The organism is Bacillus sp. EU55 (assembly GCF_038005925.1).
Classification (GTDB): Bacteria; Bacillota; Bacilli; order Bacillales; family Bacillaceae; genus Bacillus; species Bacillus velezensis.
This window is the reverse complement of the sequence record NZ_JBBOUE010000001.1, coordinates 412,898-426,660: the sequence shown is the minus strand read 5'-3', so window position 1 is coordinate 426,660 and position 13,763 is coordinate 412,898. Positions and strand designations below refer to the sequence as shown.

At 50.5% G+C, this 13,763-nt stretch carries 15 protein-coding genes and 1 pseudogene; 4 read left to right on the top strand and 12 right to left on the bottom strand.

The window, feature by feature from the left end; genetic code table 11:
- Positions 1–16: 16 nt before the first annotated feature.
- The 6 genes from NYE50_RS02125 to NYE50_RS02100 all read right to left on the bottom strand — a co-directional run bounded on the left by NYE50_RS02125 (position 17) and on the right by NYE50_RS02100 (position 5,545).
- The gene (locus tag NYE50_RS02125) at positions 17–1,024 is read right to left on the bottom strand and encodes a 5-oxoprolinase subunit C family protein (RefSeq protein WP_159354691.1); all 1,008 of its coding nucleotides are present in this window, start codon (positions 1,022–1,024) and stop codon (positions 17–19) included.
- 2 nt (positions 1,025–1,026) lie between these two features.
- Positions 1,027–1,758 carry a 5-oxoprolinase subunit PxpB gene (gene pxpB / locus NYE50_RS02120; protein ID WP_159353786.1) on the bottom strand — a complete coding sequence of 244 codons (732 nt, stop codon included), beginning with the start codon at positions 1,756–1,758 and terminating at the stop codon, positions 1,027–1,029.
- A gap of 48 nt (positions 1,759–1,806) precedes the next feature.
- The gene (locus tag NYE50_RS02115; RefSeq protein ID WP_159353785.1) at positions 1,807–2,583 is read right to left on the bottom strand and encodes a putative hydro-lyase; all 777 of its coding nucleotides are present in this window, start codon (positions 2,581–2,583) and stop codon (positions 1,807–1,809) included.
- A gap of 4 nt (positions 2,584–2,587) precedes the next feature.
- Positions 2,588–3,802: an NRAMP family divalent metal transporter gene (locus tag NYE50_RS02110; RefSeq protein ID WP_061861856.1), complete on the bottom strand. Its 1,215-nt coding sequence runs from the start codon at positions 3,800–3,802 to the stop codon at positions 2,588–2,590.
- A gap of 22 nt (positions 3,803–3,824) precedes the next feature.
- Positions 3,825–4,589 (bottom strand): 5-oxoprolinase subunit PxpA, encoded by a 765-nt coding sequence (locus NYE50_RS02105; RefSeq protein ID WP_007609444.1) that lies wholly within the window; start codon positions 4,587–4,589, stop codon positions 3,825–3,827.
- A gap of 206 nt (positions 4,590–4,795) precedes the next feature.
- Entirely contained in the window at positions 4,796–5,545 is a 750-nt protein-coding gene (locus NYE50_RS02100) for a Cof-type HAD-IIB family hydrolase (RefSeq protein ID WP_095273139.1), read from the bottom strand.
- Positions 5,546–5,682: 137 nt separating this feature from the next.
- Between NYE50_RS02100 and NYE50_RS02095 the strand changes: the two are divergent.
- A pseudogene (locus NYE50_RS02095) lies at positions 5,683–5,841 on the top strand (hypothetical protein); the annotation flags it as partial.
- Between the two features lie 38 nt (positions 5,842–5,879).
- Here the strand turns inward: NYE50_RS02095 and NYE50_RS02090 are convergent.
- The 5 genes from NYE50_RS02090 to NYE50_RS02070 form a co-directional block, all read right to left on the bottom strand.
- On the bottom strand, positions 5,880–6,275 hold the full coding sequence (locus NYE50_RS02090; RefSeq protein ID WP_003156298.1) for a 3-hydroxyacyl-ACP dehydratase FabZ family protein: 396 nt from the start codon (positions 6,273–6,275) through the stop codon (positions 5,880–5,882).
- Positions 6,276–6,343: 68 nt separating this feature from the next.
- Positions 6,344–7,465, bottom strand: a complete 1,122-nt coding sequence (locus NYE50_RS02085) for a mannitol-1-phosphate 5-dehydrogenase (protein WP_160216727.1) — start codon at positions 7,463–7,465, stop codon at positions 6,344–6,346.
- Position 7,466: 1 nt separating this feature from the next.
- Positions 7,467–7,898: a PTS sugar transporter subunit IIA gene (locus tag NYE50_RS02080; protein WP_012116817.1), complete on the bottom strand. Its 432-nt coding sequence runs from the start codon at positions 7,896–7,898 to the stop codon at positions 7,467–7,469.
- Between the two features lie 25 nt (positions 7,899–7,923).
- Positions 7,924–9,363 (bottom strand): PTS mannitol transporter subunit IICB, encoded by a 1,440-nt coding sequence (locus NYE50_RS02075; protein ID WP_224988932.1) that lies wholly within the window; start codon positions 9,361–9,363, stop codon positions 7,924–7,926.
- Positions 9,364–9,540: 177 nt separating this feature from the next.
- On the bottom strand, positions 9,541–9,882 hold the full coding sequence (locus NYE50_RS02070) for a hypothetical protein (RefSeq protein WP_007609433.1): 342 nt from the start codon (positions 9,880–9,882) through the stop codon (positions 9,541–9,543).
- 176 nt (positions 9,883–10,058) lie between these two features.
- Between NYE50_RS02070 and NYE50_RS02065 the strand changes: the two genes are divergently transcribed.
- The 3 genes from NYE50_RS02065 to NYE50_RS02055 are packed head-to-tail and all read left to right on the top strand — an operon-like array spanning position 10,059 to position 12,916.
- Positions 10,059–10,631, top strand: coding sequence for a DeoR family transcriptional regulator (locus tag NYE50_RS02065; protein WP_007609432.1), 573 nt, complete (start codon positions 10,059–10,061; stop codon positions 10,629–10,631).
- Between the two features lie 32 nt (positions 10,632–10,663).
- Positions 10,664–12,292, top strand: a complete 1,629-nt coding sequence (locus tag NYE50_RS02060) for a copper resistance CopC/CopD family protein (RefSeq protein ID WP_063096197.1) — start codon at positions 10,664–10,666, stop codon at positions 12,290–12,292.
- A 12-nt stretch (positions 12,293–12,304) separates the two neighbouring features.
- Positions 12,305–12,916, top strand: a complete 612-nt coding sequence (locus tag NYE50_RS02055; protein WP_190664063.1) for a YcnI family copper-binding membrane protein — start codon at positions 12,305–12,307, stop codon at positions 12,914–12,916.
- A gap of 45 nt (positions 12,917–12,961) precedes the next feature.
- Here NYE50_RS02055 and gdh read toward each other — a convergent pair whose 3' ends face one another.
- On the bottom strand, positions 12,962–13,747 hold the full coding sequence (gene gdh, locus NYE50_RS02050; RefSeq protein ID WP_007410286.1) for a glucose 1-dehydrogenase: 786 nt from the start codon (positions 13,745–13,747) through the stop codon (positions 12,962–12,964).
- Positions 13,748–13,763 lie beyond the last annotated feature (16 nt).

The following is a 13,763-nucleotide window of genomic DNA, read 5'->3' as shown; positions in this document are numbered from 1 at the left end:
GTCTTTAGCCCCTTTGTCAGATCAGCCATTCCATTTTGAGCCTTGCTTTCAGCTCCTTCAGCTGCTGTTCCTTCTCCAAAAGCAGCATTTCCGCTTCCTCCAGCGAAACGGCCCGGAACGTGATATGTTCCCCCGGCATCGTTTGGGAGACGAGAGGAAGATCGGCGGATATGATATGCGCCATCCGCGGATAGCCCCCCGTCGTCTGTCTGTCAGCCAGCAGAATAATCGGATTGCCGTCCGGCGGCACCTGCACCGTTCCGAACGTCACGGCCTCAGATACCATCTCCAGCGGCTCCCGCAATTCAAGCGGAGCGCCCTTCAGCCGGTAGCCCATTCGGTCGGATTGAGGCGTGACCGTATATGACTCTTGATAAAAACGCAATTTTGCTTCTTCTGTAAAAGCGTGAAATTGAGCGCCTTCAAGCACTCGTATGACCGGATTTTTTTTCAGCGGCAGAAATCCCCTGCTGCTGACAGACCAATCAGGCGCTGAGAAACCATGCTGTCCGAAAGAATCGCTCAGACGGTACGCGATTGATTCCGAACATGGCGTCATACGGCCGAGCGGCAGCTCATCATCTTTTTGGAGCGCTCTTCCGCAAAAGCCCCCGATCCCCGCTCTGACATACGTGCTTTTGCTTTCCATGACGGCGGGCACGTCAAATCCCCCCGCGACGGCGAGATAAGCGCGGCTCCCCATCTTGCACGGCCCGAACGAGACGACGCTGTTTTCCTTTATCAAAACCGGTTTCCACAGAGGGGCGGGCTCCCCATTAATATGAAGGGCGAAATCAGCTCCCGTGACGGCAATAACCGCAGGTTCTGAAAATTCAAAGGAAGGCCCGGGCCCCATAAGCGTAATTTCCAGCCCCGCCTCTTTTTCTTGATTTCCGGCAAGAAGATTGGCGATGCGCAGAGAGATCGTATCCATTGCGCCGCTTCCCAGTACACCGTATTTCTGATACCCCGTCCGCCCCGTGTCCTGAACCGTCGTCAAGAGACCGGGTTTTACCACTTTCATACTCATTCGGCTCCCTCCTTGATGCGGCTGTACTCCTCTGCCGTGATCCGGACGAATTTCACCGTATCGCCCGCTTTCAAAAGACTCGGCGGATGTTCTTCCGGCCTGAAAAGCCGGAGCGGGGTGCTGCCGATCAGCTGCCAGCCGCCGGGAGTGGATATCGGATACACACCGGTCTGCATTCCCGCGATTCCTACTGAACCGGCCGGGATGGACGGCCTTGGCGACGCCTTTCTCGGCGCTCTGATCCGCTCAGACATTCCTCCTAAAAACGGAAATCCCGGCGCAAATCCGAGCATATAAACGAGATATTCGCCTTCAGTATGAATGCGGATGACGTCTTCCGGGGTCAGATCGTTCATCTCAGCGACCTCTTCTAAATCGGGACCGAAATCACCGCCGTAGCAAACGGGGATTTCCATCACCCGGCGCTCTTCCTGGCGGTCGGTCATTATATGACTGAGACGTTCTGTCACTTCTTTCTTGACCAGGGCAAAAGGAGAGACGCCTTTTTTTATGTTTGAGACGGCATACATATCATAAAAGATCGTTAAGCTTGTGAATGCCGGAATACATTCAACGAAGCCCGGAAACGGCCGTTCTTCCATACAGGCTGCCGCCGCATGCACCCGGCTGTTGACCTCTTCGCTGATGTGCCCGCCAAAGCGGATGATAACGGCGGAATCACCGTACGGCTGTATATCAAGCGCTGTATTTCCGCTATACTGCATCATTGTCATCACCTCGTTGTATTCTTTCTCACTTTACAGGACAGCAAGCGATTAATTTCGTATATCGGTGATCAGCATGTGCCCCGGTGAATGTGTTATTACGATGTCAGGCTTTGCTTCCATGATCACCGCCTGGGGTGTAACGCCGCAAGCCCAGAATACGGGAACTTCACCTTCCCGCACCGTTACGGCATCTCCGAAATCCGGCTGATGCAAATCGCTGATGCCGATGCTTTGCGGATTTCCGATGCGGACGGGGGCGCCGTGCACGGCGGGAAAACGTGACGTGACCTGCGCCGCGCGGACTGCAAGCCTTTCCGGAATCGGTCTCATGCTGACGACCATCTTTCCCGAAAACGGGCCGGCGGGAACACAGTCAATGTCTGTTTTATACATGGGGACATTCAAACCCTCATCGATGTGCCTGATTGGAATTTGCTGATTGATAAGGGCTTGCTCGAATGAAAAACTGCAGCCGATCAAAAACCCGACATCATCATCCTTCCAATACGGCGTAATATCCGTTACCTCTTCAGTAAGCACGCCATGCCGATAAATCCTGTATTTCGGCAAGTCCGTCCGGATATCAGCTCCCGGCGCCGCTATTGCCGGAACGGGTGAACCCGCATCCGTCACGTCAAGCACCGGACAAGGCTTTTGATTGCGCTGGCAGAATAAGAGAAAATCAAAGGCAAGATCCTTTTGCAAAACGACGAGATTGGCTTGTGCGTAAGAAGCGGCCACCCCCGCCGTCGGCCCGGTCATCTGCCCCTTCCTGATCAGCTGTCTGATTTCTTCGGGGCTCATGTCTCTCATATGTTTTTTCATATCATCAGCTCCATAGCTGCGGCATCTGCGTGAATAATGTATAGATACCCATAACCGCCATGACAACCACTACGATCGCCCCTGCAATCGTGAGCCAGATCGGATGCTTGTAATCGCCGACGATTTTTTTCTTATAAGCGCCCAACAGAATCATCGCTAATGCAAGCGGCAGAATTAAGCCGTTAAGCGAACCGACCGCGACCAAAATTTTAGCAGGCTGGCCGATCGTGACAAAAATAAGAGTGGATACGATGATAAAACCGATAATTACGCCATGTGAGTGCTTTTCGATTTTTGTTGAAAACGATTTGAAGAATGACACCGATGTATAGGCGGCGCCGATGACAGACGTGATAGCGGCAGACCACATGATGACGCCGAAAATTTTATAGCCTACATTTCCCGCCGCAAGCCGGAATACAGAAGCCGCAGGATTATCAGGATCAATGCTCAGGCCCTTTGAGACGACGCCGAGCACGGCGAGAAACAGGGCAATCCGCATAATCGATGTAATCAGAACGCCTGTGATGGAGCTTTTCGTGACCTGAGGAATGACTTCTTTCCCTTGGATGCCTGAATCAAGCAAACGGTGGCCGCCGGCAAATGTAATGTACCCGCCGACCGTGCCGCCGACAAGCGTCACGATCGCCAGCACACTGATATGATCAGGCATAAAAGTTTTCACAACGGCGTGTCCGACCGGCGGAGCCGTCGTTACGGCAACATACACCGTCAATACGATCATGACGATTCCGGCGATCTGCATAAAACGGTCCATGACTTTTCCGGCTTCCTTTATGACAAAAATCAGCACCGCGACCGCTGCGCTGATTAAAGCGCCGATCTCCGGTTTGATCCCGAATAATACTTGAAGACCGAGACCCGCGCCGCCGATGTTTCCGATATTAAATGCAAGTCCGCCGAGCACGACCAGAAAAGCAATGGCATAACCGGCGCCCGGAAGCACCATATTGGCAATCTCTTGGCCGCGCTTTCCGGAAACCGCGATAATCCGCCATACATTGGTTTGCGCGAAAATGTCCAAAATAATAGAAATTAAAATGATAAAGCCGAAGCTTGCCGCCAATGTATTGGTAAACGTGGCCGTTTGCGTCAGAAAGCCGGGCCCGATTGATGATGTCGCCATCAAAAATGTCGCGCCTAAAAGAAGCGACCATTTGCCGGAAGCCTTTCCGGCTGTTTTTTTCTTTTGCTCCATGCTGTCTTCCTCCCTCTGCTGCTCAGTCTTTTGCAAGCGCGCTGATTTGAATGTCTGCCGCTTTTAATTCTTTTTTGATTGTTTTTGCGAATGTGAGGGCGTGGGCTCCGTCTCCGTGAATGCAGACCGTGTCCGCTTTCAGGCTTACAGCTTGTCCCTTACGTGATGTCACCGTGCTGTCTTTCACCATTTGAATCACTTGACCGACCGCTTTTTTGTCATCCTGAATCAGCGCATCCGGCTCTGAACGCGGCGTCAGCGTGCCGTCTTCCTGATAGGTGCGGTCCGCAAACACTTCGCTTGCCGTCCTCAGTCCGATTCGATCTCCCGCTTTAATCAGCTCGCTTCCGGAAAGCCCGAAAAGAATAAGCCCGGGATCAAAATGACAGACCGCCTGAGCGATGGCTTCTGACAGGCCGGGATTGACGGCGGCCATATTATATAAAGCGCCGTGCGGCTTCACATGCTGCATTTCGACACCTTCTGCTTTTAAAAACCCTGACAGCGCGCCGATTTGGTACAGCGTCAGATCATACGCTTCCTCGGGTGTAATCGCGATCTGCCGCCGCCCGAATCCCTGCAGATCGAACAGCCCGGGATGAGCGCCGATTTTCACGCCTTTTTCCGCCGCAAGCGCAACCGTTTTGCGCATCACGCTGGGATCACCCGCATGAAAGCCGCAGGCGATGTTTGCAGATGTCACATAGTCCAAAATCTCTTCATCCAGCCCGATTTTATAAGCACCGAAACTCTCTCCTAAATCACAATTGATGTCAATCTGAAACATAAGATCCCTCCTGTATTGTAAACGTTTTATATTATTATCATTCCGCTATTCGGAATGACTATTCCGAATTGTTGGATTTCTCTTCATTATATTTAATTCTGACAGGTTTGAACATCCTTTTGTCAGAAAACCTACCATGGACCTAGTCACAAATCTGACAAAACAAAAAAGAGAGAGTCTCATACCGAGACTCTCTCTTTTTTCTATTATAACACCCAGTGGCGGATCGCTTTGGCGACCCCGTTTTCCGTGTTGACATCAGTCACCCAGTCAGCTGTTTCTTTCACAATGTCCTGCGCATTCCCCATGGCGACGCCGACACCCGCTTTTTCAATCATGGCAATGTCATTCAGACTGTCACCCATGGCCATCACATTTTCCATCGTGAAGCCGAGTTTTTCCGATACCTTCGCAAGCGCAGCCGCTTTGTTGATACCGAGGGCATTGACTTCGATGTTGATCGGACTTGAGTTTGTGATCTCGAGCTCCTTGTATTCTTTGAGCTCTTTCAGCACCTCATTCCGCACTTCGTCATCCTCGATTTCGAATCCGAACTTAAGCCACTTATGATCCGTAATCGTTTCCGGGAATTCCCCTCTCCACACTCTATCGACGGTAGAGGCCCAGAAATTCGTGTTGTGCTTATTCCTCAGATCCCATAATTTTTGAATATGATCGGTATGAAGAAGCTTGCGCTCAACCAGCTCAAAGTTGGAATCCCAGATTTCGCTGCCGTTTGCCGTGATTAAAAAGGATGACAGCTCGAGAGACTCAGCCAGTTCGCGGCAGGTCATCAGCGTGCGTCCTGTGCTGATGACGACGTGAATTCCTTTCGCCTCCGCTTCCTTGATCGCCCGCCGGTTTTCCTCCGGGATGAGCTGCTCGTCATTGAGCAGAGTTCCGTCCATATCAATCGCGATCAGTTTAATATCTGCGTCTTCTCTTTGTATCGGCATATATGTACCTCACTTTTTATAATGTAGTCGTCTCTATTTTAATACATATGACCCGCAGGAACAAAAAACCGCTTCCTGCGTTTGGCGGGGAGAACGTTGAGGAAAAGAAATATTGAGGTGATGGAGGATGAAAGAAAGAAAGAAAACAAAAGAACAAACCGAATGAAAATCCTGAACATCATGATTTAACCGATCCGATTCCGCTGGAAGAGCTGAAAGAAAACGCCAATGACGAAAAACACAAACATGACCAAAGGGACAATTCACAAAGTGAAAGAGATTATGATACAAAATAACAGACTTGTCCGAAAGCCGCCGCTGGAGGCGGCTTTTTTTACGATGGCTGGATAAATATGCTGAGCTCAGCTTCCGCCACAGGCTTCCCGGCAACGGACGCTTTCGCCCGGCCGAACACAAAACCGCGCCTGATTCGCGTGACCTCAAAAAAAAGATCCAGACGGTCTCCCGGCAAAGCGGCACCTAACCTTTCCGCTTTCTTCACCGCGGATAAAAGACCGAGGCCGTCACCGCCGGTAATTCCCGCGCAAGCCGCCGTTTGGGCCATTGCTTCAACGACGAGCGAAAATGGCATCTCTCTTTGGGATTCAGTTATAAACCAGTCATTTTCACTGATGTTTTTGTAAGCAGCCGCCCATTTTCCGGCTTCACTGTTCGTCGTGCCGTCAATCAAAAGAAACGGAAAACGATGGGGCAATAGCTTCTGATTCATCACGCAGCCTCCCTTCCCTCTCATTATAACGTAAGAAAAAACCCGCGTCCCCCGACGCGGGTTCATTTTTATTGATTGAGCTTTTTGAGCACGATGCCGTGCAGCGGCTCATGCGGCTGAATACCGCAAATGTCTTGAAGAACGCCGCTCGTGCCTTTTTCCGCGATAAGCTTTTGCAGCTCAACCGCTTCCGGATCATCCTGATAGTCAAAGCGCAGGGCGGCGGCGATGCCTTCTGCCAGCGCGTTCGGTTCTTTTATTTTTTTGGCCGGCCCTACTAATCTGTCATTCGCTCCGAGTTTTCTAAGCGGTGATCTGGCGACTCTTGTCACATCATCCGTGATGTATTCATTTTCAAAGCGGCCGATGATTTTCTTCATGTACTGCTCGTGTTCGGCTTGCTTAAAGCCGTACGCTTTCACCAAGTACTCGCCCGTTTCTGAAAGTGCATCGTACACGACACGCCGGATTTCCGGATGGCCGATGGCCTCTTTGACGGTTTTTAATCCGCGCTGATAGCCGACGTACGCCGTAACGGCATGGCCGGTATTGACGGTAAACAGCTTTCTCTCGATGAAAGGCGTAAGATCATCCGTAAACAACGCACCTTCCAGTACCGGCTGGCCGCCGGCAAAGCCGGTTCTGTCTATGACCCATTCAAAAAACGGTTCTACGGATACTTTCAGCGGATCTTCATGGTGCTGAATCGGCACAATCCGATCCACCGCAGAATCCGGGAAGCCGACCGTCCGGTTCACGAGTTCCCGCTCCGCTTCCGTCAAATGTCCGAAAACTTCTTTTTTCAGAAAACTGCTGCCGCCGATCATATTTTCACAGGCAATGATATTGAGAGGCTCAGAGGACGTTCTGCGCTTCAGCCCTTCCGCGATGGACGGGGCGATGAGTCTGAGAACGTTCGGGCCCACCGCCGTCGTAATGATCGCTGCTTCATTGATCAGCCCGTACAGCTCTTGTTCTTGCACCGCGCTGTTGATGGCTGAAACGGGGCCGATGATTTCGGTCTGCCGGCCGCCGTCGGCAAGCTCCACGGTATATTCCTTCTTTTCATTGAGAAGGCTGACCATCGTTTCATTCACATCAGCGAAAACTACGTCATAGCCGGAATGATGGAGCAGGGCGCCGATAAAGCCCCGCCCGATGTTTCCCGCTCCGAAATGAAGGGCAATCATGTCAGTTCACCTCGCTGAAAATAGCGGCCAGTTCTTCTTCCGTCTTTGCACTGATCAGCCGTTCGATGTTTTCTTCCTCTGAGCAGATGATGGCGATGTTTGACAGGATGTCTAAGTGTTCATTGTTTTTTCCGGCGATACCGAAAACGACCTTTGCCGTATTGCCTTCACCGTATTCCACACCGTCCGGAATCTGGATGACGGAAATACCTGAATGAAGCACCTCATCCTTTGCATCTTCCGTGCCGTGCGGGATCGCGATGAAATTCCCCATAAACGTGGATGATGTTTCTTCACGTTCGAACATTTTTTCCACATAGCCGTTCTTCACGTAGCCGTTATCAATCAATGTCTGTCCCGCGAGGCGGATGGCATCCTCTTTTGAGTTCACCGTCTGGTTCAGTTTGATGTTCGCTTTAGCCAATACTTCCATGATGAAAATCCCTCTTTCTGTTTGATTAGTTTTTAAGCTTTTCAATCAGTTCATCGTATTTCGGGCTGTTCAAGAAATTATCAACCGAAATGTGCACCGCCTGCGGCAGCTTCGCTTTCGCGCGGTCAGTCAGGTCCTTATGCGTAATGACGATATCCGCGTCATTCGGCAGATTATTGATCGACGTATTTGTCACATCAATATCCAGGTCTGCTTTTTTCACTTTGTTTCTTAAAATGGAGGCGCCCATTGCGCTCGATCCCATACCCGCGTCACACGCGAAGATAATGCGGCTGACTTGGTCGGCGGAAATATCAGCGGCGCTGTTTTCCGGCTCTTCCTCTTTGTCCGCCAATGCGGCCGCCGCTTCACTTTTCCTGCCTTTCATTTCCTGCATTTTTTCCGCCGCGGCTGTCAAATCTTCTTCGCCCGCTTTAGACGATTTCAGAATAAGCGCCGAGACGATAAACGATACGGCCGCGGCAACGCTGACGCCCGTCAGCACGCCGAGGTAGCTTCCTTTCGGCGTCAGCGCTAAAATGGCGATGATGCTTCCCGGAGATGATGCGGCGACAAGACCCGCGTTAAAGATCGAGAATGTAAGCAGTCCGCTCGCTCCCCCGGCGATCGCCGCGAGGATCAGCATCGGTTTCATTAAAATGTAAGGGAAATAGATTTCATGAATCCCCCCGAAGAAATGAATGATCGCCGCTCCCGGAGCCGTCGATCTTGAAGAGCCTTTCCCAAAGAACATATATGCCAGTAAAATACCGAGTCCCGGCCCGGGGTTTGCTTCCACTAAGAACAGAATGGATTTACCCGCTTTGGCGGCCTGCTCGATTCCGATCGGACTTAAAATGCCGTGGTTGATCGCGTTATTCAGGAACAGGACTTTCGCCGGTTCTACGAAAACGCTTGCAATCGGCAGCAAATTCGCGTGGACAATGACTTCCACACCCGCCGCCAGCAATTTGTTAAGAGACAGGACAACCGGGCCGATCGCATAAAACGCGATAATCGTCAGCACAGCTCCGATAATTCCCGCCGTGAAGTTGTTGATCAGCATTTCAAAACCCTGTCTGACTTTATCTTTAAACACACGGTCTAATTGTTTAATGAGATAACCGCCCAAAGGCCCCATAATCATTGCCCCTAAGAACATCGGAATGTCCGCTCCGACAATGACTCCGATGGCGGCCGTCGCTCCGACGACTCCCCCGCGGTGATCGTAAATCATTTTTCCGCCCGTATATGCGATTAAAAGCGGCAGTAGATACGTAATCATCGGGCTTACCAATGTATTCAGCTGCGGATTCGGAAACCATCCCGCAGGAATAAACAGCGCGGTGATAATTCCCCATGCGATAAATGCGCCGATATTCGGCATGATCATACCGCTTAAATAACTGCCGAACCGCTGTATCTTCACTTTCATGCCAGCTTGCTGTTCTTGCTGCATGTTCATTCCCTCCCTGTTTGCTTGCCTTCAGATGAAAATAAATAAGACACGGGGTTTCTCTCTCTCCCCTGTGTCTTCATCATAAAACGCTTACAATCCCCATTCAATGAAAAGTAAAGAGGAGTTTGGCACAGAGACTGTGACAACTCCTTAACAAAAAAAAGACACCTCATCAAAGGTGTCTTACCGCTTTCTGTATATAATGTGTCCTTTTGTGACGACGAGTTTGGCAATGAGCCGCTCACTGACAATAAACACCGGATACGCACATACGAGCGCGAAAATGGCGGCCGGCACATACCGCGCTGCCGGAAACATCGGCATGACGGCGGTTCTGGCCATCTGCACAAGATAAATCAAAAGCACCGTAATCGCAATGGCCACAGCCATAATCGGAGCTGATACTTTATATTCACGCAATTTCACATGGCAATGCCCGCACTGAAACTGGCACGGGATCATGGATGATCTGACCATGTCGCCTGTAATCGGCTTGCCGCAGTTCGGGCAGGTCGTTTCTTTCATGTTTATTCCTCCATTCAACTCTTCTATTATAACAGAGTCTGACTACGTCTTTTACATTTGTGATTGTTCAACATTTTTTCACATATTTTATCATCAGGCTCTTGTGTGCATTTGTGAAAACATCTACTCTTAGAGGGAGGTTCATCACTCATTCGCATAAAAAGGAGGATGAAGAATTGCTTCCGATTCACAGACAGCAAACCTTGCTTGAATGGCTGAAAGAAGAGGGCGCGCTGAAAATCTCTGACATAAGCGAGAGATTCGGCGTCTCCGAGATGACCGTGTACAGAGACGTCAATCAGCTGGCGGATGCAAACCGGATTATCCGGACACCCGGCGGCATTACGCTCCCTCCCGCTTCAGAACGAAGCGCCAATCAATGCGGCTATTGCCTGCGGCCGATTCAGCATTCGTATTCTGTTCAGCTTATTACCGTTTCACAAGCCGTTGAGCAGATGTGCTGCATTCATTGCGCGATTTTGCGGTATGAGGATAAAAAGGAAGAAGTGTCCCACGTCATTTGTAAAGATTTTCTTCTCCAGACGACGCTGACGGCCGCTTCCGCATACTTTTTAGTCCATGCCGATATTGACCTTCACTGCTGCCGGCCTCAGGCGATTCCCTTCTCAACGCTTGATTACGCAGAACGGTTTCAAAAAGGATTCGGCGGGGTCATTTGCACCTTTGACGAGGCGGCGGACATCATCTTACACGACAGGCAGAAGGGATGCACCTGCAGCAAGACATAACAACAACCAACCGGAAGGCGGTGTCATCATCCATGAGACAGAACAAACGCTGGCTCATCTTTTTGCTGTTCCTTGTTTTGATTCCGAAAACAAGCTTCGCCCACGCCTACATCACAAACTCAAATCCGGGTGAGAACAGCGAATTAAAACAAGCGCCGAAGCAGATTGAAATTGAGTTTAATGAACAGATTGAAGAAGGCTTCCACTCCATTAAGGTCTATAATTCATCCGGCGAACGGGTCGATGCGGGCAAAACGGTGATTCAAAAAAATGATGCCCGCATCATGACCGCGGCATTGAAAAAAAATCTGCCGCATGATATTTACAGAGCGGAATGGAACGCGGTATCGGCCGACGGACATCCGGTATCCGGCGTCATCCCTTTCAGTGTCGGAAAAGCCGGCGGAGAACTTCAGGAGCAGACATCATCGCAAGCGGCGCTTCATCCCGAAGCGGCCATCGACCGCGGTATTTTGTACACCGCTCTCTCCCTGTTTATCGGCACGGCTTTTTTCCATCTGTTTTGGTACAGAAATAATAAAGATTCATCAAAAGCAAAACGAACTGTAAAGCTGCTCGTGATTTCTTTATGTGTAACGGGGCTCGCACTTATCTGCCAGCTCCCGATCCAGACGAAAGAAAACGCGGGCGGCGCTTGGAGCGCCGCGTTCCAGCCGGACTATGTAAAAGAAACGCTTCTGAAAACGGCAGGCGGGTACGTCTGGATGATCCAGATCAGCTTATTTATCCTGCTCGCCCTGTCCATGATCCCGCTGTTGAAGAAGAAAGCATTCCGGTCATTTGCGTACTGGACGGCGCCGCTGTTGTTCTTCTTCGCTTCGCTTTTGGCAAAAGCATTCGCCGGGCATGCGGCGGTTATCGACGAAAAAGCGGTCGGCATCGCGATGGACTTTCTCCATTTATCGGCCGCTTCTGTATGGATGGGCGGTATCGCCGCGCTTGTGCTGCTTCTTTCATCAGAGTGGAGAAAACCCGATAAAACCATCGCTTGGGAAACGGTCAGACGGTTTTCTCCTTGGGCGTTCGCCTCTGTCGGTGTGCTGTTATTTTCAGGTGTGCTGAACGGATTTTTCATTATCCGCACGTTTGATTCACTCTTTCACACCGCTTACGGTAAGACGCTCCTTTTGAAAATCGGACTGTTTGTCATCATGCTTGCGCTCGGCGCCGTTCACGTATGGATGACGAAGTTCAGCAGAAAAAGGAGCATCAGCGCAACGATAAAGGCTGAATGGGCACTAGGCATCGCGGTATTATTTACAACCGCCGTCTTCACAAGCCTGCCCAGCCCGCCGCCGCCTGCGCCATTGCCTTTTAACGGCTCAGAAACGATCGGAAACGGGGAAACCCTGTCCTTGCACATTACGCCGAACCAGCCGGGTAAAAATGAATTTCAAGTCATTGTCACCGATCACAACGGCAGCTTGGTAAAAGACATTCAGCAATTTACGGTCACTGTTTACCAGACGGGCTTCAGCGGCAAACAGCATGAAAGCACCTTTGATTTGAAGAAGACGAAAGAAGGCACATTCGAAGCCGCCAACCTGTCCATCACCGAAAAGGGAAACTGGAAGATCAAAGTCCACGGGCTGACAAACGATTTTAATGAAATCAACCAAATATTCTCAACGACAAACTAAGGAGTGTATCTCATGTTGAAAAAAAAGGCTTTATTATTCATATCCGCTGTGACCCTGTCACTCGTCGGTTTTACGGCGACAGCAAGCGCCCACGTCTCAGTCAAACCGGCGGAATCCGCGGCCGGTTCTTGGGAAACGTACACGATGAAAGTGCCTGTGGAAAAGAATGACCCGACAACGAAAGTCGTGCTGAAAATGCCCGCCGGCGTTGAATTTCAGCAGTATCAGCCGATTCCGGGCTGGAAAACATCCGTATCCAAACATGATGACAAAGCGGTCTCCGTCACTTGGGAAGCAAAGGACGGCGGCATTCAGCCCGGCCAATTCCAGCAGTTCACGTTCGTTGCGAAAAATCCTGAAAAGAGCGGAGATGCCGCTTGGGACGCTTACCAATATTACAAAGACGGCAGCATTGTAGAATGGACGGGTGATGAGAAAGCCGACACGCCTCACTCGATTACGAAAATCACGAAATCGGCCAGCGTGACGGATGCGCACGGAGCTGAACAGTCAAACGAAGAAAGCAAATCCGGCGTATCAGCGCTTGATATTGCAGCCATCGTTCTGTCAGCTGCGGCGATTATCCTTTCCATCACGGCGCTTGTAAAGAAAAAACGCGCGTAAGCAAAAAGCGATCCGGCTCTAAAGAGCCTGCGATCGCTTTTTTTCTTATCCGCGGCCTGCCTGGAATGACGGATATTTGGTCATTCCCCCGTCAGCAAACAGCGTAATGCCGGTTACGTAGCTTGATTCCTTTGAAGCAAGCCAGACGGCGACAGCCGCGATTTCTTCCGGCTCACCGATATATCCCATCGGAATCATGCTTTCCACATCTTTTTTCTGAACGGGATCCGCAAATTTTTCCGCGTTGATCGGCGTATTGATGGCTCCCGGTCCGATATTGTTGACACGGATGCGCTTCGGCGCGTACTCAAGCGCCAGCGTTTCCGTCATCAATTTGATGCCGCCTTTACTCGCCGCGTAGTGAACAAACAGAGGCCATGGAATCATTTCATGTACGCTTGACATGTTAATGACGTTTCCTTGAATATCATTCTCTACGTAATATTTAATGGCTTCGCGGCTTCCTAAGAAAGCGCCGGTCAGATTGGTATTGATGACTTTGTTCCAGTCTTTAAGCGGCATTTCATGTGACTGAACCGGATTTTCCATGCCGGCGTTATTGATCATGACATCCAATGTCCCGAATTCCTTCACCGCGGTCTGCACGATGTTTTTGACATCTTCTTCTTTTGTGACGTCGCCTTGAATGATGACCGCTTCGCCTCCCGCTTTTTGAATCTCTTCTTTAACGGTTTGGGCGTCTTTTTCATTACTATAGTAGTTAACCACGACTTTCGCCTGCTCCTGTCCGAAGCGGATCGCCATCGCTTTTCCTAATCCTGATGAAGCTCCCGTAATGGCAACGACTTTTCCTTTTAAATCCGTGTACATGTTCAAACCTCCTGCA

What these genes read in the sequence shown, in the direction of transcription:
- NYE50_RS02125 (WP_159354691.1), bottom strand. Translation starts at nt 1,024, where the DNA reads ATGAAAGTGGTAAAACCCGGTCTCTTGACGACGGTTCAGGACACGGGG.
- pxpB (WP_159353786.1), bottom strand. Translation starts at nt 1,758, where the DNA reads ATGATGCAGTATAGCGGAAATACAGCGCTTGATATACAGCCGTACGGT.
- NYE50_RS02115 (WP_159353785.1), bottom strand. Translation starts at nt 2,583, where the DNA reads ATGAAAAAACATATGAGAGACATGAGCCCCGAAGAAATCAGACAGCTG.
- NYE50_RS02110 (WP_061861856.1), bottom strand. Translation starts at nt 3,802, where the DNA reads ATGGAGCAAAAGAAAAAAACAGCCGGAAAGGCTTCCGGCAAATGGTCG.
- NYE50_RS02105 (WP_007609444.1), bottom strand. Translation starts at nt 4,589, where the DNA reads ATGTTTCAGATTGACATCAATTGTGATTTAGGAGAGAGTTTCGGTGCT.
- NYE50_RS02100 (WP_095273139.1), bottom strand. Translation starts at nt 5,545, where the DNA reads ATGCCGATACAAAGAGAAGACGCAGATATTAAACTGATCGCGATTGAT.
- NYE50_RS02090 (WP_003156298.1), bottom strand. Translation starts at nt 6,275, where the DNA reads ATGAATCAGAAGCTATTGCCCCATCGTTTTCCGTTTCTTTTGATTGAC.
- NYE50_RS02085 (WP_160216727.1), bottom strand. Translation starts at nt 7,465, where the DNA reads ATGATTGCCCTTCATTTCGGAGCGGGAAACATCGGGCGGGGCTTTATC.
- NYE50_RS02080 (WP_012116817.1), bottom strand. Translation starts at nt 7,898, where the DNA reads ATGGAAGTATTGGCTAAAGCGAACATCAAACTGAACCAGACGGTGAAC.
- NYE50_RS02075 (WP_224988932.1), bottom strand. Translation starts at nt 9,363, where the DNA reads ATGAACATGCAGCAAGAACAGCAAGCTGGCATGAAAGTGAAGATACAG.
- NYE50_RS02070 (WP_007609433.1), bottom strand. Translation starts at nt 9,882, where the DNA reads ATGAAAGAAACGACCTGCCCGAACTGCGGCAAGCCGATTACAGGCGAC.
- NYE50_RS02060 (WP_063096197.1), top strand. Translation starts at nt 10,664, where the DNA reads ATGAGACAGAACAAACGCTGGCTCATCTTTTTGCTGTTCCTTGTTTTG.
- NYE50_RS02055 (WP_190664063.1), top strand. Translation starts at nt 12,305, where the DNA reads ATGTTGAAAAAAAAGGCTTTATTATTCATATCCGCTGTGACCCTGTCA.
- gdh (WP_007410286.1), bottom strand. Translation starts at nt 13,747, where the DNA reads ATGTACACGGATTTAAAAGGAAAAGTCGTTGCCATTACGGGAGCTTCA.